The following is a 17,827-nucleotide window of genomic DNA, read 5'->3' as shown; positions in this document are numbered from 1 at the left end:
ACCCAATGACGACACAGACGACACAGACCACCGGACTCGTCCCCCTCCCCGAGCAGACCGGCCGCGCCCTCGCACTCGGCGGCAGCGCACTCACCATCACCTCCACCTTCCTCTCCTGGACCTGGACCAACGACTTCCCCGGCGCCCTCACCGTCTACGGCTACCCCGGCGGACTCCAGGTCCTCGTCCTCGTCGCCGCAGCCCTCACCACCCTCTTCGCCCTCTCCTCGTACGGCGTCAAGGGCCTCACCTGGCTCACCCCCGGCGGCGCCGACGCAGCCATCAAACTCGGCACGCTCGCCACCTTCGGCACCGCCTGGTACACCGTCATCGCCATCAGCGCCGAACTCGGCGGCATCGTCAACCTCGACCCCGGCGGCTACCTCGTCGCGGTCAGCACCCTCGCCGCCCTCATAGGCGCCCTCGCACTTCCCTTCCAGCGCCCCGAACCCGAACCGTTCGACCCCGACGACACCGGCTGGGAACAGTTCAAACACCAGAGCCGCCAACGCTGGGCCACCGTCAAAGCCGCGTTCAGCGCCAACACCCCCAAACCCCTCGGCGCGCTCCCCTCGTACCTCGAAATCACCGTCATCGTCGCCGTCCTCGCCCTCGGCCTCATCGTCTTCACCTACGGCATCGGCACCGAATACGACGAACTCTTCATCGGCTTCCTCATCACAGCAGGGTTCGGCTTCGCCGCCCTCAACAAGGCCGGCCTCGTCGCCCGCGCCTCCCAGATCACCGCACGCCACCAGAACATCACCATCACCGGCGCCTTCGTCACCGCCGCACTCTTCCCCTTCACCCAGACCGACGACCAGTACGCCACCATCGGCGTCCAGATCCTCATCTTCGCCACCGTCGCCCTCGGCCTCAACATCGTCGTCGGCCTCGCCGGACTCCTCGACCTCGGCTACGTCGCCTTCCTCGGCGTCGGCGCCTACGCCGCGGCACTCGTCTCCGGCAGCACCAGCTCCCCCCTCGACCTCCACCTCCCCTTCTGGGCCGCCGTCCTCGTCGGCGCCGCCGCCTCCCTCGTCTTCGGCGTCCTCATCGGCGCCCCCACCCTCAGGCTGCGCGGCGACTACCTCGCCATCGTCACCCTCGGCTTCGGCGAGATCTTCCGCATCACCGTCAACAACCTCGACGGCACCTCAGGACCCAAGGTCACCAACGGCTCCAACGGCATCGTCTCCATCCCCGACCTCAAGATCCTCGGCTTCGACCTCGGCACCCCCCACGACATCGCCGGATTCACCATCGGCCGCTTCGCCAACTACTTCCTGCTCATGCTCCTCATCACGGCGATCGTCATCGTCGTCTTCCGGCGCAGCAGCGACTCCCGCATCGGCCGCGCCTGGATCGCCATCCGCGAGGACGAGACCGCCGCCCTCGCCATGGGCATCAACGGCTTCCGCGTCAAACTCATCGCCTTCGCCGTCGGCGCCACCCTCGCCGGCCTCGCCGGCACCGTCCAGGCCCACGTCAGCTACGCCGTCACCCCCGACCAGTACGTCTTCGCCAGCTCCGCACCCCCCAACTCCGCGTTCCTCCTCGCCGCCGTCGTCCTCGGCGGCATGGGGACCATCAGCGGACCCCTCGTCGGCGCCGCCCTCCTCTTCCTCATCCCCAACAAACTCCAGTTCCTCGGCGAATACCAGCTCCTCTCCTTCGGCATCGCCCTCATCATCATCATGCGCTTCCGGCCCGAAGGCATCATCCCCAACCGCCGCCGCCAACTGGAGTTCCACGAGGACGCCGAAGCACCCACCGTCCTCACCAAGGCAGGGGCCTGACGACCATGACGAACACCGTTCTCGACGCACGCGGCGTCACCATGCGCTTCGGCGGCCTCACCGCCGTCCGGAACGTCGACCTCACCGTCAACAGCGGCGAGATCGTCGGACTCATCGGACCCAACGGGGCCGGCAAGACGACGTTCTTCAACTGCCTCACCGGCCTCTACGTCCCCACCGAAGGCGAAGTCCGCTACAAAGACACCGTCCTGCCCGCCAAATCCTTCAAAGTCACCGCCGCGGGCATCGCACGAACCTTCCAGAACATCCGCCTCTTCGCCAACATGACCGTCCTGGAAAACGTCCTCGTCGGACGCCACACCCGCACCAAAGAAGGATTCTGGTCGGCCGTCCTGCGCCTGCCCTCCTTCCACAAAGCGGAGGCCGCCTCCCGCGAACGCGCCATGGAACTCCTCCGGTTCGTCGGCCTCGACAGCAAAGCCGACCACCTCGCGCGCAACCTGCCCTACGGCGAACAGCGCAAACTGGAGATCGCCCGAGCGCTCGCCAGCGAACCCGGCCTGCTCCTCCTCGACGAACCCACCGCCGGCATGAACCCCCAGGAGACCCGGGCCACCGAAGAACTCGTCTTCGCCATCCGCGACCAGGGCATCGCCGTCCTCGTCATCGAGCACGACATGCGGTTCATCTTCAACCTCTGCGACCGCGTCGCCGTCCTCGTCCAGGGCGAGAAACTCATCGAAGGCGACAGCGAGACCGTCCAGGGCGACGAACGCGTCGTCGCCGCATACCTCGGCGAACCCTTCGAGAACGCACCCGGCGCCGAAGAACTCGCCGAGGTCGAGGCCGCAGAAGCACACGCCGACGCACAGGCCGACGCCGTGCCCGCCAAGGAGAACGACCGATGACCGCACTCCTTGAGGTCGAGGACCTCCGCGTCGCCTACGGCAAGATCGAGGCCGTCAAAGGCATCTCCTTCAAAGTCGACGCCGGCGAGGTCGTCACCCTCATCGGCACCAACGGCGCCGGCAAGACGACCACCCTGCGCACCCTCTCCGGACTCCTCAAGCCCGTCGGCGGACAGATCCGGTTCAACGGGAAGTCCCTGAAGAAGGTGCCCGCCCACCAGATCGTCTCCCTCGGGCTCGCCCACTCCCCCGAAGGGCGGCACATCTTCCCCCGCATGAGCATCGAGGACAACCTCCGCCTCGGAGCGTTCCTGCGCAGCGACAAACCCGGCATCGAACAGGACATCCAGCGCGCCTACGACCTCTTCCCCATCCTCGGGGAACGCCGCAAGCAGGCCGCCGGAACGCTCTCCGGAGGCGAGCAGCAGATGCTCGCCATGGGCCGCGCGCTCATGTCGCAGCCCCAGCTCCTCATGCTGGACGAGCCCTCCATGGGGCTCTCCCCCATCATGATGCAGAAGATCATGGCCACCATCGCCGAGCTGAAGGCCCAGGGCACGACGATCCTCCTCGTCGAACAGAACGCCCAGGCGGCCCTCTCCCTCGCGGACCACGGGCACGTCATGGAGATCGGCCGCATCGTCCTCTCCGGGACCGGGCAGGATCTGCTGCACGACGAGTCCGTGCGCAAGGCGTATCTGGGCGAGGACTGAGACTCCTACGGCACGGCTGAGGCCCGCACCCTCTGTTCCAGAGGGTGCGGGCCTCACGTGCGGGGTGTCAGCCCTTGTTGGCCTTCTTCTCGTCCGCGTCCTGGATGACCGCCTCCGCCACCTGCTGCATCGACATCCGGCGGTCCATCGACGTCTTCTGGATCCACCGGAACGCGGCGGGCTCGGTCAGGCCGTACTCCGTCTGGAGAATCGACTTCGCCCTGTCCACCAGCTTCCGCGTCTCCAGGCGCTGCGTGAGGTCCGCGACCTCATTCTCCAGCTCCTTCAGCTCCGTGAACCGCGAGACGGCCATCTCGATCGCCGGCACCACATCACTCTTGCTGAACGGCTTCACGAGGTACGCCATCGCCCCCGCGTCCCGCGCCCGCTCGACGAGGTCGCGCTGCGAGAACGCGGTCAGCATCAGGACGGGGGCGATGCGCTCCTCGGCGATCTTCTCGGCTGCGGAGATCCCGTCGAGCTTGGGCATCTTCACATCGAGGATGACGAGGTCCGGCTTGTGCTCCCGGGCCAACTCGACGGCTTGCTCACCGTCTCCGGCCTCCCCGACGACGGCATACCCCTCCTCCTCCAGCATCTCCTTGAGGTCGAGACGGATCAGCGCCTCGTCCTCCGCGATGACGACCCGGGTCGTCAGCGGAGGCACGTGCGACTTGTCGTCGTCGGGCGCGTCTACGGGCTGGGGCGACTCGGCGGTCACGGGGGCCCTACTTTCTTCGTGGGTTCGAACTGGTCATTCGTAAGATCGGTGGACCCAGGGGCTCTGGGTATGGCTGTCACGGGTGAGACCGCGAGATGGCTCAAGGAGCTTGGCCGCCCGGAGCCCCGCGACGACTCGACCGCCAATTGGGAGATGCGACTCGATCGCTGCGTAGGGCAACGTCGGCGAGGTCGTCTGCTGGGCAGTGAACGCGCGACGAACTGGCGGAGGTGACCGTGCCCCACGTATGGGCCGGAGTGGACATCGGCAAGGAACACCACCACTGCGTGGTGATCAACAACGACGGCGAACGACTGCTGTCCCGCCGAATCCTCAACGACGAATCGGCCCTGCTGGAACTGATCGCAGACGTCCTGGCACTCGACACCGACGCGCTGTGGGCGATCGACCTCAACCACGGCGGAGCCGCACTGCTGATCGGCCTGCTGCTCAGCCACGATCAGCCGATGGTCTACATCACCGGCCTGACCGTGCACCGAGCCTCGGCTTCCTACCGGGGTGAGGGCAAGACGGACGCCAAGGACGCCTTCGTCATCGCCGACCAGGCCCGCATGCGTCGTGACCTGGGCCAGCTTCGCCCCGGCGACGAGATCGCCGTCGATCTGCGGACCTTGACCACCCGCCGCACCGACCTGGTAGCCGATCGCACTCGCCAGATCAACCGGCTCCGGGCTCAACTGCTGGAAATCTTCCCGGCTTTGGAGCGCGAGCTGGAGCTGACCAACAAGGGGCCCGTCGTTTTGCTGACGGGCTTCCAGACCCCGGCGGCGATCCGCCGCAGCGGCGCGAAACGCCTTGAGACGTGGCTGCGAAACCGCAAGGTTCGCAGTGCCGCTGTGCTGGCCAGGACGGCCGTGGACGCCGCGGAGGCCCAGCACACATCTCTGCCCGGCGAGAAGCTGGCCGCGGCCATGGTGGTGCGGCTCGCGAAGGGGGTGATGGCCCTCGATGAGGAGATCGCGGAAGTCGACGCCCTGATCGAGGCACGGTTTCACGAGCACCCGCACGCCGAGGTGATCCTCAGTTTGCCGGGCATGGGCAAGCAGCTGGGCGCCGCCTTCATAGCCGCCACCGGCGGTGACATGGACGCCTTCGGCAGCGCCGACCGGCTCGCCGGATACGCCGGCCTGGCTCCGGCACCACGCGACTCCGGAAGGGTCAGCGGCAACCTCCGCAGACCACGCCGGTTCCACCGCGGCTTGCTCAACGCGATGTACCTCTCCGCGCTCTCCAGCCTGAAGAGCTGCCCGGCCTCCAAGACGTATTACGCGCGCAAGCGCGCCGAGGGGAAGGGCCACAAGCAGGCGCTGCTGGCACTCGCGCGCCGCCGCTTGAATGTCCTGTGGGCCATGATCCGCGACGGAGCGTGCTACCAAGCCACACCACCTGTCACGGCAGCGGCTTGACATCAGCATTGGGAAGCTCCTTGGTCGGGGCAGGGGTGGTGCTGTTAGCAGGGTACCTAGCTGCACCTTGGTGCGATGACCCGGTACACTTCCAGTCGCAGGCAGCCAGCCCGGTTGGTGGAATAGGCTAGACACGCGGCGCTCAAACCGCCGTGCCCTTTGGGGCGTGTGGGTTCGAGTCCCACACCGGGTACTTGCACAAGGAAGCGGAAGATCACATTCGAGTGATCTTCCGCTTTCGCGTACACGGATGCAATCTTCGGTACACAGTGGCCTCATGCGCCCCCACGGAATTGACGTACGCCAGAAGGCCATCGCCCTCCTTCGCAACGGCGTACGGAACGCAGACGTCGCACGGCAGTTGAACATCCCCGTCGGCACCATCGGCAAATGGAAGCACAAGGACCGCGCCACTCGTGGGGAGTGCCAGGGCAAGCACGACCCCCTGTGCCCCCGCTGTCACGGCCGTCCGCTCGACGCGACGGCGTACAGCTACCTTCTCGGCCTCTATCTCGGTGACGGGCACATCAGTCACTACTTCAAGCACCGCGTCCCCAGCCTCAGGATCACCTGCGCCGAGTCATGGCCGGGGCTCCTCGACGAGTGCGAGCAGGCCATTCGCGCGGTCTTCCCTGACAACTCAGTCTGCCGCGTCCGCAAGCCCGGTTGCCTGGACGTGAAGGTCACCTCGAAGCATTTGGTCTGCCTGTTCCCTCAGCACGGCCCCGGCAAGAAGCACGAACGCGAGATAGCCCTCGAACCCTGGCAACAGGCCATCGTCGACGCCCACCCCTGGGAGTTCATCCGGGGCCTCATCCACTCAGATGGCAGTCGCATCACCAATTGGACCACCCGAGTCATCGGCGGTGAACGCAAGCGCTACGAGTACCCCCGTTACTTCTTCACCAACCTGTCCGGCGACATCATCCGCCTCTTCACCGACACCCTCGACAAAGTGGGTGTCGAATGGAAACTGGCGAACTTCCGGAACATCTCCGTCGCCCGCAAAGCCTCAGTAGCCCAACTCGACACCCACGTCGGCCCCAAACACTGACCCCTACTTGGGCCCGTCGTCCTCCCCGATGTGATGCACCCGCACCATGTTCGTCGCTCCCGACACCCCAGGCGGCGACCCCGCAGTGATGATGACGACGTCACCCCGCTCGCAGAGCCCATGCGCGAGCAGCAGCTCGTCCACCTGTTCCACCATCGCGTCGGTGGAGTCGACCCAGGGTCCGAGCAGTGTCTCCACCCCCCAACTCACGCTGAGCTGTGCCCGAACAGCCGGCACCGGTGTGAAGGCGAGGACGGGGATCGGTGAGCGGTAGCGGGACAGGCGGCGGACGGTGTCGCCGGTCTGGGTGAAGGCGACCAGGTACTTCGCGCCGAGGAAGTCGCCGATCTCGGCGGCCACGCGGGCGACGGCACCCCCCTGCGTGCGGGGTTTGTTGTGTTCCGTCAGCGGCGGCAGCCCCTTCGCGAGCATGTCCTCCTCGGCGGCCTCGACGATCTTGGCCATCGTCCGGACCGTTTCGACGGGGTGTTTGCCGACGCTGGTCTCGCCGGAGAGCATCACCGCGTCGGTGCCGTCGATGACGGCGTTGGCGACGTCGGAGGCTTCGGCGCGGGTGGGCCGGGAGTTCTCGATCATGGAGTCGAGCATCTGGGTCGCGACGATGACCGGCTTGGCGTTGCGCTTGGCCAGTTTGACCGCGTGTTTCTGGACGAACGGCACCTGTTCGAGGGGCATTTCGACGCCGAGGTCACCACGGGCGACCATGATCCCGTCGAACGCGGCGACGATGTCGTCGAGGGCGTCGACGGCCTGGGGTTTCTCGATCTTGGCGATGACGGGGAGGCGGCGTTGTTCCTCGTCCATGATGCGGTGGACGTCGTCGATGTCGGTGCCGCTGCGGACGAAGGAGAGGGCGATGATGTCGGCGCCGGCCCGCAGGGCCCAGCGGAGGTCGGCTTCGTCCTTGTCGGAGAGGGCGGGGACGGAGACGGAGACGCCGGGGAGGTTGAGGCCTTTGTGGTCGGAGATCATGCCGCCTTCGATGACCTCGGTGTGGACGTGGGGTCCGGCCACGGAGGTGACTTGGAGGCAGACCTTGCCGTCGTCGACGAGGATGCGTTCGCCGGGGGTGACGTCCTGGGCGAGGCCCTCGTACGTGGTGCCGCAGGAGTGGCCGTCGCCTTCGGCGCCCTCTTCGACGGTGATGGTGAAGGTGTCGCCGCGTTCGAGGAGGACGGGTCCTTCGGTGAAGGTGCCGAGGCGGATCTTGGGCCCCTGGAGGTCGGCGAGGATGCCGATGGCCCGCCCGGACTCCTCGGCGGCTTTGCGGACGCGCTGGAGGCGGCTCTCGTGTTCCGCGTGGGTGCCGTGGCTGAGGTTGAGGCGGGCGATGTCCATTCCGGCGTCGACCAGGGCCTTGATCTGGTCGTACGAGTCGGTGGCGGGCCCCAGGGTGCAGACGATCTTCGCTCGGCGCATGGGTCGAGCCTAGGCCCTACCGCCGGGTAGGAATTCGGCGCTGCATGGACGCCCAACAACCGTTGCGTGAAGGGTTGTTGACATGTGTTGGAGTGTGCGGGCCGATGCTCTGATGAGCATATTTCAGGCTTCCAGCGTGGGCGGGTGGAGCGTGAAGCGGGCGACGACGGCGGCTTCGACGGTGAGCAGGGGAGGTTCGAGGTCGAGGGGGGCGGGTGGTCCGGCGGCGGTTCTCCGTGCCGCCCGGGAGAAGTCGGCGCGGGGGCGTGGCGTGCGTCCGGCGTCGTCGGTGAGTTCGATGAGGGCGGCGAGGGTGGTGCCGAGTGCGTCGGCGTACTCGCGGGCACGCTGGACGGCTTCCTGTACGGCCGCGCGCCGCGCTTCGGCGGGGAGGGGGGAGTCCGGGAGCAGTTCCCAGTGGGACCCGTCGACGGCGGTGAGGTCGAGGTCGGCCAGGCGGGTGACGAGTTCGCCGAGCAGGGTGAAGTCGGTGACGCGGAGGGCGAGGCGGACGCGGCCCTGGTGGCCCATGACCTGTCCGTGCGGCTCGTCGAGGACGAAGGCGGGTGCGACGGAGACGGCTCCGGTGGAGACGCGGTCGACGGGGTAGGTGGCGACGAGGTCGAGGGCGGCGGTGTGGGCCCGGGTCAGATCGTCGAGGACTTTTCGGCGGTCGCGTCCTTCCGCGGTCACGGTCACCCCGATGCGTGCGACTTCGGGTTCGGCCTCCACGTGTGCCTCTCCCCGAACCGTGAGCTGTGGCGCGTCGGCGGTTCCGTTCGTCATGCGGGACACTCTGGCATGGCCGGTTCGACCCCGTCAGGTCATCTGATCGCAACCTTCTGTATCTGTTGCGGGCGGTCATGGACGGGTCAGAATCTACGCGCGTCATTTACGATTCCCCGAGGAGTGCGAGACATGCCCTTGAACCGCCGCAAGTTTCTGAAGAAGTCCGCCGTGACCGGTGCGGGGGTGGCGATCGCGGGTGCGGCGGCGGCTGAGGCGCAGGCGTCCACGAAGCCTCGTCCGAAGCAGCCGAAGCGGTACTCGTTCACCGTGCTGGGGACGACGGACCTGCACGGTCACGTCTTCAACTGGGACTACTTCAAGGACGCGGAGTACAAGGACGCGGCCGGCAACGCGCAGGGTCTGGCGCGGATCTCGACGCTGGTGAACCAGATCCGTGCGGAGAAGGGGCGGCACAACACGCTGCTGATCGACGCGGGCGACACGATCCAGGGCACGCCGCTGACGTACTACTACGCGAAGGTCGACCCGATCACCGCGAAGGGTGGTCCGGTCCACCCGATGGCGCAGGCGATGAACGCGATCGGGTACGACGCGGCGGCGCTGGGCAACCACGAGTTCAACTACGGCATCGAGACGCTGCGGAAGTTCGAGTCGCAGCTGCGGTTCCCGCTGCTCGGCGCGAACGCGGTGGACGCGAAGACGCTGAAGCCGGCGTTCCAGCCGTACGTGATCAAGACGCTGTGCCCGAAGGGTGCGCCGCCGGTCAGGGTCGGGATCCTCGGTCTGACGAACCCGGGTATCGCGATCTGGGACAAGGCGTACGTGCAGGGCAAGCTGGCGTTCCCGGGGCTTGAGGAGCAGGCCGCGAAGTACGTGCCGAAGCTGAAGGCGCTGGGTGCGGACGTCGTGATCATCTCGGCGCACTCCGGCTCTTCCGGCACGTCCTCGTACGGTGACCAGTTGCCGCACATCGAGAACGCGGCGGCGCTCGTGGCGAAGCAGGTGCCGGGGGTCGACGCGATGCTGATCGGGCACGCGCACGTGGAGATCCCGGAGCTGAAGGTCGTCAACGAGAAGACCGGTAGGACGGTGGTCATCTCGGAGCCGCTGGCGTACGCGGAGCGGTTGTCGGTGTTCGACATCGGGCTGGTCTTCGAGAAGGGCCGCTGGGGTGTCGAGTCGGTCGCGTCGAAGGTGCTGAACTCCAACTCCGTGGCGGACGACCCGAAGATCACGCGGCTGTTGAGCGACGAGCACGCGAAGGTCGTGAAGTACGTCAACCAGGTGGTCGGTACGGCGACGGTGACGCTGACGACGGTCGAGGCGCGGTACAAGGACGCCCCGATCATCGACCTGATCACGAAGGTCCAGGAGGACGTCGTGAAGGCGGCGCTGGCGGGGACGTCGTACGCGTCGCTGCCGGTGATCTCGCAGGGTTCGCCGTTCTCCCGGACGTCGGAGATCCCGGCGGGCAAGGTGACGATCCGGGATCTGTCGTCGCTGTACGTGTACGACAACACGCTGGTCGCGAAGTTGATGACGGGTGCGCAGGTGCGGGCGTACCTGGAGTTTTCGGCGGGGTACTTCGTGCAGACGGCGCCGGACGCGGTGGTGGACGTCGAGAAGCTGACGAACGCGGGTGGTCGTCCGGACTACAACTACGACTACGTGTCGGGGCTTTCGTACGACATCGACGTCGCGCAGCCGGTGGGTTCGCGGATCAGGAACCTGTCGTTCGAGGGCAAGGCGCTGGACGACGCTCAGCAGTTCGTGTTCGCGGTGAACAACTACCGTGCGAACGGCGGCGGGGCGTTCCCGCATGTGGCTGCGGCGAAGGAGCTGTGGGCGGAGTCGACGGAGATCCGGACGCGGATCTCCGAGTGGGTGACGGCGAAGGGTGTGCTGGACCCGAAGGACTTCGCGTCGGTGAGCTGGAAGCTGACGCGGAACGGGACGCCGGTGTTCTAGGCGTTCTTGGAGGGGGAGTTGCTCGCGGGTTCGGGCAACTCCCCTTTGCTGTCAGCGTCCTTCGACGAGCGGGGTGAGGATGCGGGGCTGCCTCGCGGCGGGGACTCGGGGGCTGGCCTCAAGTCCGAAGGTGGTGAAGGCCGTTCGGGCGGGCATCGGGTAGGTCTCTTTCCCTGTGAGGGAGTTGAGGATGGTGGCGCTGCGCCAGGCGGTGAGGCCGAGGTCGGGTGCGCCGACGCCGTGGGTGTGGCGTTCGGCGTTCTGGACGTAGATGTTTCCGGTGACGGCGGGGTCGAGGACGAGGCGGAACTGGTCGTCGATCAGGGGCCGTCCGGCGTTGTCGCGGCGGAGGTGGGGGTCGAGTCCGGCGAGGAGGCGGTCGAGGGGGCGTTCGCGGTAGCCGGTGGCGAGGACGACGGCGTCGGTGGTGAGGCGGGAGCGGGTGCCCTGCTGGATGTGGTCGAGGTGGAGTTCGACTTTGGTGGTGGCGATGCGGCCGGCGGTGCGGACGCGGACTCCGGGTGTCATGACGGTGTCGGGCCAACCGCCGTGCAGGGTGCGGTCGTAGAGCTCGTCGTGGATGGCGGCGAGGGTGCGGGCGTCGATCGCCTTGTGCAAGTGGCCTTGTCTCGCGAGGAGTTCGTCGCGGACAGGTTCGGGGAGGGCGTGGAAGTAGCGGGTGTGGTCGGGGGTGAAGTGTTCGAGGCCGAGTTTGGAGTACTCCATGGGGGCGAACGCTTCGCTGCGGCCGATCCAGTGGAGGCGTTCGCGGCCCTTGGGGCGGTGGCGCAGGAGGTCGAGGAAGATCTCGGCGCCGGACTGTCCGGTGCCGACGACGGTGACGTGGCCGGCGGTGAGGAGGGTGGCGCGGTGGTCGAGGTAGTCGGCGGCGTGTACGACGGGGACGCCGGGGGCGTCGACGAGGGGGCGCAGGGGGTCGGGGATGTGGGGTTCGCTGCCGACGCCGAGGGCGATGTTGCGGGTGTGGGTGCGGCCGAGGGCCTCGGCTTCGCCTTCGGCGTCGAGGTGGGTGAAGTCGACTTCGAACAGGGCGCGTTCGGTGTTCCAGCGGACGGCGTCGACCTGGTGGCGGAAGTGGAGTCCGGGGAGGTGTCCGGCGACCCAGCGGCAGTAGGCGTCGTATTCGGCGCGCTGCATGTGGGAGCGCTCGGCGAAGTAGAAGGGGTAGAGCCGGTCGAGGCTCTTGAGGTAGTTGAGGAAGGTCCAGGGGCTGGCGGGGTCGGCGAGGGTCACCAGGTCGGCGAGGAAGGGGACTTGGACGCGGGTGCCGTCGATGAGGAGGCCGGGGTGCCAGTCGAAGCCGGGGCGCTGTTCGTAGAAGACGGTGTCGAGTCCGGTGAGGGGGTGGGCGAGGGCGGCGAGGGAGAGGTTGACGGGGCCGATGCCGATGCCGACGAGGTCGCGCGGGGGGTCGGCTGGTGCGGGGGCGTCGGTCATGTGGGGGTGGTTCCTTCCGCGAGTTCCAGGAGGCGGTCGAGGTCGGCCGGCCGGGTGTGGGGGTTGAGGAGGGTGGCCTTCAGCCAGAGCCGTCCGTCGTGGGTGCGGGCCCGGCCGAGGACGGCCCGGCCCTGTTCGAGGAGGGTGCGGCGGACGGTGGCGGTGTCGGCGTTCCTCGGTCTGAACAGGACGGTGCTGATGACCGGGCGGGCGTGCAGTTCGAAGGCGGGGTGTGTGTCGACTCGGTCGGCGAACTCCTGGGCGAGGTCGCAGACTTGGTCGACGAGCTCGCCGAGTCCCGTGCGGCCGAGGGTTTTCAGCGTCACGGCGGCTTTCAGGACGTCCGGTCTCCGTGTCGTCCGCAGCGAACGCCCCAGCAGATCGGGCAGGCCCGCCTCTGTGTCGTCGTCGGCGTTCAGGTAGTCGGCGCGTTGGTGGAGGGCGGTGAGGTCGGTGGCGTCGCGTACGGCGAGCACTCCTGCGGCGACCGGCTGCCAGCCGAGTTTGTGCAGGTCGAGGGTGACGGTGTCGGCGGACCGTAGCCCGGCGAGCTTCTCCCGGCGCCGGGCGCTGAACAACAGGCCTCCGCCGTAGGCGGCGTCGACATGCAGCCGCGCCCCGTGCGCGGCGCAACGGGCGGCGATCTCGGGGAGCGGGTCGATGAGCCCGGCGTCCGTGGTGCCGGCGGTGGCGGCGACGAGGAGGGGTCCGGTGAGCCGGCCCAGCGCGTCGTCGAGGGCGACGGGGTCGAGGACACCGGCCGGGGCCGGGACGACGACGGGCTCGGGGAGGCCGAGGAGCCAGGCGGCTCGGGTGAGGGAGTGGTGCGCGTTGGCCCCGCAGACGAGCCGGACACTACCGCCGCAGGCCTCTCTGGCAAGGAGGAGAGCGAGGTGGTTGGACTCGGTGCCGCCGGTGGTGATGAGGGCGTCGGGGGTGAGGGGCGGGTGCGGTGGGGCTGGGGTTGTGGCGTGCGTGCGGCTGTGTGGGTGTCCGAGCTGGGAAGCGCTGTCACTCACCCGCACTTGCGGGCCACCGCCACGCCCACCGGTGCGGCCCCCTGGGGGTGCCTCCCAGGCCCTTAGGGCACGGGGAGAGTCACGACTGCCCGCAGCCGGGGCGGCGTGTGGGTGTGTGGCGTCGAGGGTCGGTGGTCGAGGGGTGTCGTGGCCCCCGAGGGCGGGTGTGTCGGCCTTCGGAGCGGTGTCGCCCGCGAGGAGGGCGTCAGCCGTAGCGCCGTCCCCCGTAGCGACGTCGTCGTACACCTCCCGGGCCAGGGCCGCCGTCATCAGCGTCTCCAGCTCCGAGGCGGCAGGTGCCTGGTCCCATGAGTCCAGGGACGGGTTCAGGATCGAGGCTGCCAGGTCGGCCGCTGCCGCGACGGCCAGCGGTGGGCAGTGGAGGTGGGCCGCGCAGAGGGGGTCGGCGGGGTCGGCGGAGCCTTCGGTGAGGGTGTGGATGAGGGCGGTGAGTGCCTCTGGGTCCCCGTGGTCCGGCAGCACCTCGCCCACGGCCTCCCGTACGCGCTCGGCGACCGCGGAAGGGCCGCCCGCGGGGAGGGGCCCGCCCCGCGCCCGTCGCCCTGTCTCCAGCGCGCTGAGAACCGTGTCGAGCAGCGGCCTCAGCGCGTCGGCGCTGTGTGGACCCGAGGCGAGGGGCGGCAGGCTCATGCGGGGTCCTTCGAGGGGGGCCGATGGGCGGGGGACGGAGGTGAGAGCCCCAGCATGTCCCCACCAAAGCCGCCGCACCCGCAAACCCGAGCGATCAGACCCGAAAGTGGTACGCGTACACGGAGAAAATCAGCTTCTACGACCCGCCGCACCCGGCACGCACGACACAGCCTCAACTCCCCCCGGACGCGCGGCCCCTCTCACGAGCCGCGCGTCCGCCCCCTCAAACCCCCCGAGCCTTCAACACCCTCCCCAGGTCGTCCAGTTGGTCCGCCAGCTTCCTCCGCAGCGCGGGTGTGGGCCCGGCTTCCGCGAGGCATGCCTCCCCCAGTCGGAGGTTCTCGGTGTCGACGGCGTGCGAGGGGAAGGCCCACGTGCCGATGGCGGTGGCGATGGCGGGGCCGCGGCGTTGGGCGACGGGTACCGCGTCGGTGTAGTAGCGGGCGACGAACGGCCGGAGGAGTTCGGCCTGTTCGGGCTGCCAGAAGCCTTGGGCGGTGGCGGTGAGGAGGTAGTTGGAGAGGTCGTCGGTGGAGAACATGGCGGCCCAGGCGCGTTCCTTGGCGTCGGCGTCGGGGAGGGCGGCCCGGCAGCGGGCGGCGCCTTCCTGTCCGGTCGCGGAGGGGTCGCGCTCCAACTCGGCGGCGATGGCGGCCTCTTCGGTCTCTCCGAGCACCGCGAGCCGCGCGAGGATCCGCCACCGCAGGTCGGGGTCCAGCTCGGGCCCACCCGGCACGGTCTCGTCGGCGAGCCACGCGGCGATGGTGTCGGGGTGCTGGGCGACGTCGATGAAGTGGCGGGCGGCGATGAGGCGCAGCCCGGGGCTGTCGCCGTCCTCGGTGCGCCGCAGGATGTCCTTGCACAGCAGGCACAGCGAGGTCAGCGCCCCGGCCCGTTCCTCGGCGTTGAGGTAGCGCCCCGCCAACTCCCTGGTCGCGAAGGCGAGTACGGCTTCGACGACGGCGAGGTCGGTCTCGCGCGGGAGGTGTGTGCGGGCGGTCTCCAGGTAGGCGGCGGCGGGGAGTTCACCGTCGCGGACGGCGTCGCGCAGGGCGTTCCAGACGACGGCGCGGTTCACCGGGTCGGGGAGCCCGGCGAGCGCGGTGCGGACGGCGGTGAAGGACTCGGCGTCGAAGCGGACCTTGGCGTAGGTGAGGTCGCCGTCGTTGAGGAGGAGCAGCGCGGGCCGTTTGCCGAGGTCGTGGGGTGTGTTCTGGGGGACGTCGAGTTCGAGGCGGGGGCGCGGGACGAGGCCGTCCGCGTCGCCGTCGTAGAGGCCGACGGCGATGCGGTGGGGCCGGGTGCCGGCGTGTTCGACGGTGAGGGTGTGGGCGCTGCCGGTGCCGGCGACGACGGGGGTGAGGGTGTCGACGCCGGTGGTGCGCAGCCAGGCGTCGGCCCAGGCGTGGACGTCGCGGTCGGTGGCGGAGGCGAGGGAGTCTATGAAGTCGGCGAGGGTCGCGTTGGCGAACTTGTGCCGGGCGAAGTGGGTGTTGATGCCGGCGAGGAAGTCGTCGTCGCCGAGCCAGGTCACCAACTGGCGGAGTGCGGAGGCGCCCTTGGCGTAGGAGATGCCGTCGAAGTTGAGGAGGGCGGAGGCGGTGTCGGGGACGTCGTCGGGGGCGACGGGGTGGGTGGTGGGGCGCTGGTCGGCGTCGTATCCCCAGGCTTTGCGGGAGACGCCGAACTCGGTCCAGGGGCTGGCGAAGCGGGTGGCGTCGGCGGTGGCGCGGTAGCCCATGTACTCGGCGAAGGACTCGTTCAGCCAGATGTCGTCCCACCAGCGGAGGGTGACGAGGTTGCCGAACCACATGTGGGCCATCTCGTGGGCCATGACCATGGCGCGGGTCTGGCGTTCGGTGTCGGTGACGGCGGAGCGGAAGACGAACTCGTCGCGGAAGGTGACGAGTCCGGGGTTCTCCATGGCGCCCGCGTTGAACTCGGGGACGAACGCCTGGTCGTAGGAGTCGAAGGGGTAGGGCTCGGTGAAGTACTCGTGGTAGCGGTCGTAGCACTGCCGGGTGATCTCGAAGAGTTCGTCGGTGTCCGCTTCGAGGTGGGCGGCGAGGGAACGGCGGCAGTGCAGGCCGAGGGGGAGGCCGCGGTGTTCGGTGCGGACGGTGTGCCAGGGGCCTGCGGCGACGGCGGCGAGGTAGGTGGAGATGAGGGGGGTGGTGGCGGCACGCCAGCGGCCCTCGCCGAGGTGTTCGGTGACGCCGTTGGACAGGACGCTCCAGCCGTCGGGGGCGGTGACGGTGATGTCGAAGGTCGCTTTGAGGTCGGGCTGGTCGAAGGCGGCGAAGACGCGCTGGACGTCTTCCATGAAGAGCTGGGTGTAGGCGTAGGTCTCGCCGTCGGCGGGGTCGGTGAAGCGGTGCATGCCCTCGCCGGTGCGGGAGTAGCGCATGGTCGCCTCGACGCGCAGTTCGTGCTCGCCGGCCTTGAGTTTCTTGAGGGGGAAGCGGTTGCCGCTCAGTTTCCCGGTGTCGAGGGACTTCCCGTCGAGGACGACGGACCGCAGCTCGGCCGGCTTCAGCTCGACGAAGGTGTCCGCGCCCGAGCGCGCGGTGAAGCGGATGACGGTCGAGGAGTGGAACGTCTCGTCTCCGGTGGTGAGATCGAGATCGACTGCATAGCTGTGGACATCGAGCAGCTCGGCACGGATCAGCGCTTCGTCGCGCTTCAGTACGGACATGGGTGCCATGCTGCCCGATGTGGGGTGCGGGGCACAGAGGCGGATCGGTTGGCGGCTTTCGCCCACCTCTGTGAAAGCGTTTTCAGCGCGCGGTGTCCTCCGCGATGCGTTCGTGGTGGCGGATCACCTCGGCGACGATGAAGTTGAGGAACTTCTCGGCGAAGGCGGGGTCGAGCTTGGCGCTCTCGGCGAGGCCGCGCAGGCGGGTGATCTGGCGGGCCTCGCGGGCGGGGTCGGCGGGCGGCAGGTGGTGGCGGGCCTTGAGGTAGCCGACCTGCTGGGTGGCCTTGAAACGCTCGGCGAGCATGTGGATGACGGCGGCGTCGATGTTGTCGATGCTGTCGCGCAGCCGGCTCAGTTCGGCCCGGACCTCGGGGTCGTCGGCGCTGTTTCCGGTGGTGCTGGTGGTCATGGACATTCACCCTAATCCGTTCGGCCGCCGGGGCTCGGGGGCGTCCACCCCTCGTACACCCCTCACGCACCCCTCACGCACCCCTCTTACGGCCCTCGTACCGTCCTCGCGCGATCCTCGTACAGTGGTGGAGGAGTGCACGGCGTCCGAGGGGGTGCGGTGTGGGTGACGGCGGACCGGTCGAGCACGGCTTCCCGCATCTGGAGACGGTGCGGGACGCGGTGACGGCGCTGTACCGGCGCCTGTCCTACGACACGGTCGCCACGTTCTCGACGAGCGTCCCGCCGGTCGACGTGGCGTTCTGCGACACGGACGATCTTCATCTGGGCGTGCAGCGGGTGGCGCGTGAGCTGATCCGGCACTACCGGCTGCCGGACGCGCGGCTGATCGTCGGTTTCCGTGAGATGGAGCACGCGGCGAACATCGAGCTGACGGCGGGCCCGGAGTACTTCGTCGAGCTGAACGACCGTTTCCGCACGCATCGCGAGGACATCGGCGCGGCGCTGGCGCACGAGATCATGCACGTGTACCTGCACCGTCTGGACCTCGCGTTCCCCGGCACCCGGGACAACGAGATCCTGACGGACACAGCGGCCACCTACCTGGGCGCGGGCTGGCTCCTCCTGGACGCCTACCGGGAGCACGGCGAGGCGTCCCAGAAGCTCGGCTATCTCACGCCGGAGGAGTTCGGGTACGTCCTCGCCAAGCGGGCTCTCTTCTTCGGCGAGGACCCCCGTCCGTGGTTCACCAGTCCGCAGGCGTACACCGCGTACGAGGCGGGTCTGGAGCGGGCCCGGCTGGACGGGCGCCAGCCGCCGCTGACGGCCGCGGGCTGGGCGGGGCGCCGCCGC

The 17,827-nt window shown here is 68.7% G+C and carries 14 protein-coding genes and 1 tRNA gene; 8 read left to right on the top strand and 7 right to left on the bottom strand.

The annotated features are described in order from the left end of the window. The first annotated feature begins 5 nt into the window (after window positions 1–5). From ACVNF4_RS09660 to ACVNF4_RS09650, 3 genes are read left to right on the top strand one after another with little or no spacing between them, the layout of a single operon-like run. Window positions 6–1,799: a branched-chain amino acid ABC transporter permease gene (locus ACVNF4_RS09660; RefSeq protein ID WP_461802291.1), complete on the top strand. Its 1,794-nt coding sequence runs from the start codon at window positions 6–8 to the stop codon at window positions 1,797–1,799. A 5-nt stretch (window positions 1,800–1,804) separates the two neighbouring features. Further along, window positions 1,805–2,668, top strand: coding sequence for an ABC transporter ATP-binding protein (locus ACVNF4_RS09655; RefSeq protein ID WP_461802290.1), 864 nt, complete (start codon window positions 1,805–1,807; stop codon window positions 2,666–2,668). After that, window positions 2,665–3,381 (top strand): ABC transporter ATP-binding protein, encoded by a 717-nt coding sequence (locus ACVNF4_RS09650; protein WP_461802289.1) that lies wholly within the window; start codon window positions 2,665–2,667, stop codon window positions 3,379–3,381. Before ACVNF4_RS09655 ends, ACVNF4_RS09650 begins: the two co-directional genes overlap by 4 nt. A gap of 67 nt (window positions 3,382–3,448) precedes the next feature. Here ACVNF4_RS09650 and ACVNF4_RS09645 read toward each other — a convergent pair whose 3' ends face one another. Further along, the gene (locus tag ACVNF4_RS09645) at window positions 3,449–4,102 is read right to left on the bottom strand and encodes an ANTAR domain-containing response regulator (protein ID WP_461802288.1); all 654 of its coding nucleotides are present in this window, start codon (window positions 4,100–4,102) and stop codon (window positions 3,449–3,451) included. A gap of 236 nt (window positions 4,103–4,338) precedes the next feature. On the opposite strand from ACVNF4_RS09645, the gene ACVNF4_RS09640 reads away from it, so the two are divergent. The 3 genes from ACVNF4_RS09640 to ACVNF4_RS09630 all read left to right on the top strand — a co-directional run bounded on the left by ACVNF4_RS09640 (window position 4,339) and on the right by ACVNF4_RS09630 (window position 6,583). Then, entirely contained in the window at window positions 4,339–5,529 is a 1,191-nt protein-coding gene (locus tag ACVNF4_RS09640) for an IS110 family RNA-guided transposase (protein WP_461802302.1), read from the top strand. A gap of 108 nt (window positions 5,530–5,637) precedes the next feature. After that, window positions 5,638–5,722, top strand: a tRNA-Leu gene (locus tag ACVNF4_RS09635). Window positions 5,723–5,806: 84 nt separating this feature from the next. After that, entirely contained in the window at window positions 5,807–6,583 is a 777-nt protein-coding gene (locus ACVNF4_RS09630) for a transposase (protein ID WP_461802287.1), read from the top strand. A gap of 3 nt (window positions 6,584–6,586) precedes the next feature. Here ACVNF4_RS09630 and pyk read toward each other — a convergent pair whose 3' ends face one another. Together pyk and ACVNF4_RS09620 are read right to left on the bottom strand one after the other, a co-directional pair. Then, on the bottom strand, window positions 6,587–8,023 hold the full coding sequence (gene pyk / locus ACVNF4_RS09625) for a pyruvate kinase (RefSeq protein ID WP_461802286.1): 1,437 nt from the start codon (window positions 8,021–8,023) through the stop codon (window positions 6,587–6,589). Window positions 8,024–8,146: 123 nt separating this feature from the next. Further along, on the bottom strand, window positions 8,147–8,809 hold the full coding sequence (locus ACVNF4_RS09620; RefSeq protein WP_461802285.1) for an SIMPL domain-containing protein: 663 nt from the start codon (window positions 8,807–8,809) through the stop codon (window positions 8,147–8,149). A 132-nt stretch (window positions 8,810–8,941) separates the two neighbouring features. Here ACVNF4_RS09620 and ACVNF4_RS09615 point away from each other — a divergent pair, with 132 nt between their 5' ends. After that, window positions 8,942–10,741 (top strand): bifunctional metallophosphatase/5'-nucleotidase, encoded by a 1,800-nt coding sequence (locus tag ACVNF4_RS09615; RefSeq protein WP_461802284.1) that lies wholly within the window; start codon window positions 8,942–8,944, stop codon window positions 10,739–10,741. A gap of 51 nt (window positions 10,742–10,792) precedes the next feature. Here the strand turns inward: ACVNF4_RS09615 and ACVNF4_RS09610 are convergent, their stop codons facing one another. The 4 genes from ACVNF4_RS09610 to ACVNF4_RS09595 all read right to left on the bottom strand — a co-directional run bounded on the left by ACVNF4_RS09610 (window position 10,793) and on the right by ACVNF4_RS09595 (window position 16,976). Continuing rightward, window positions 10,793–12,199, bottom strand: coding sequence for a lysine N(6)-hydroxylase/L-ornithine N(5)-oxygenase family protein (locus tag ACVNF4_RS09610; protein WP_461802283.1), 1,407 nt, complete (start codon window positions 12,197–12,199; stop codon window positions 10,793–10,795). Further along, entirely contained in the window at window positions 12,196–13,869 is a 1,674-nt protein-coding gene (locus ACVNF4_RS09605) for a pyridoxal phosphate-dependent decarboxylase family protein (RefSeq protein ID WP_461802282.1), read from the bottom strand. Before ACVNF4_RS09605 ends, ACVNF4_RS09610 begins: the two co-directional genes overlap by 4 nt. 223 nt (window positions 13,870–14,092) lie before the next feature. Further along, window positions 14,093–16,564 (bottom strand): aminopeptidase N, encoded by a 2,472-nt coding sequence (gene pepN, locus ACVNF4_RS09600; RefSeq protein ID WP_461802281.1) that lies wholly within the window; start codon window positions 16,562–16,564, stop codon window positions 14,093–14,095. An 82-nt stretch (window positions 16,565–16,646) separates the two neighbouring features. Next, the gene (locus tag ACVNF4_RS09595) at window positions 16,647–16,976 is read right to left on the bottom strand and encodes a chorismate mutase (RefSeq protein ID WP_461802280.1); all 330 of its coding nucleotides are present in this window, start codon (window positions 16,974–16,976) and stop codon (window positions 16,647–16,649) included. A 161-nt stretch (window positions 16,977–17,137) separates the two neighbouring features. Here ACVNF4_RS09595 and ACVNF4_RS09590 point away from each other — a divergent pair. Then, a partial coding sequence (locus ACVNF4_RS09590; RefSeq protein WP_461802279.1) for a hypothetical protein occupies window positions 17,138–17,827 on the top strand: 690 nt, incomplete at its 3' end.

The organism is Streptomyces sp. S6 (assembly GCF_054880855.1).
This window is presented reverse-complemented; position numbering and strand designations above follow the sequence as displayed.

What these genes read in the sequence shown, in the direction of transcription:
- ACVNF4_RS09660 (WP_461802291.1), top strand. Translation starts at nt 6, where the DNA reads ATGACGACACAGACGACACAGACCACCGGACTCGTCCCCCTCCCCGAG.
- ACVNF4_RS09655 (WP_461802290.1), top strand. Translation starts at nt 1,805, where the DNA reads ATGACGAACACCGTTCTCGACGCACGCGGCGTCACCATGCGCTTCGGC.
- ACVNF4_RS09650 (WP_461802289.1), top strand. Translation starts at nt 2,665, where the DNA reads ATGACCGCACTCCTTGAGGTCGAGGACCTCCGCGTCGCCTACGGCAAG.
- ACVNF4_RS09630 (WP_461802287.1), top strand. Translation starts at nt 5,807, where the DNA reads ATGCGCCCCCACGGAATTGACGTACGCCAGAAGGCCATCGCCCTCCTT.
- pyk (WP_461802286.1), bottom strand. Translation starts at nt 8,023, where the DNA reads ATGCGCCGAGCGAAGATCGTCTGCACCCTGGGGCCCGCCACCGACTCG.
- ACVNF4_RS09620 (WP_461802285.1), bottom strand. Translation starts at nt 8,809, where the DNA reads ATGACGAACGGAACCGCCGACGCGCCACAGCTCACGGTTCGGGGAGAG.
- ACVNF4_RS09615 (WP_461802284.1), top strand. Translation starts at nt 8,942, where the DNA reads ATGCCCTTGAACCGCCGCAAGTTTCTGAAGAAGTCCGCCGTGACCGGT.
- ACVNF4_RS09610 (WP_461802283.1), bottom strand. Translation starts at nt 12,199, where the DNA reads ATGACCGACGCCCCCGCACCAGCCGACCCCCCGCGCGACCTCGTCGGC.
- ACVNF4_RS09605 (WP_461802282.1), bottom strand. Translation starts at nt 13,869, where the DNA reads ATGAGCCTGCCGCCCCTCGCCTCGGGTCCACACAGCGCCGACGCGCTG.
- pepN (WP_461802281.1), bottom strand. Translation starts at nt 16,564, where the DNA reads ATGTCCGTACTGAAGCGCGACGAAGCGCTGATCCGTGCCGAGCTGCTC.
- ACVNF4_RS09595 (WP_461802280.1), bottom strand. Translation starts at nt 16,976, where the DNA reads ATGACCACCAGCACCACCGGAAACAGCGCCGACGACCCCGAGGTCCGG.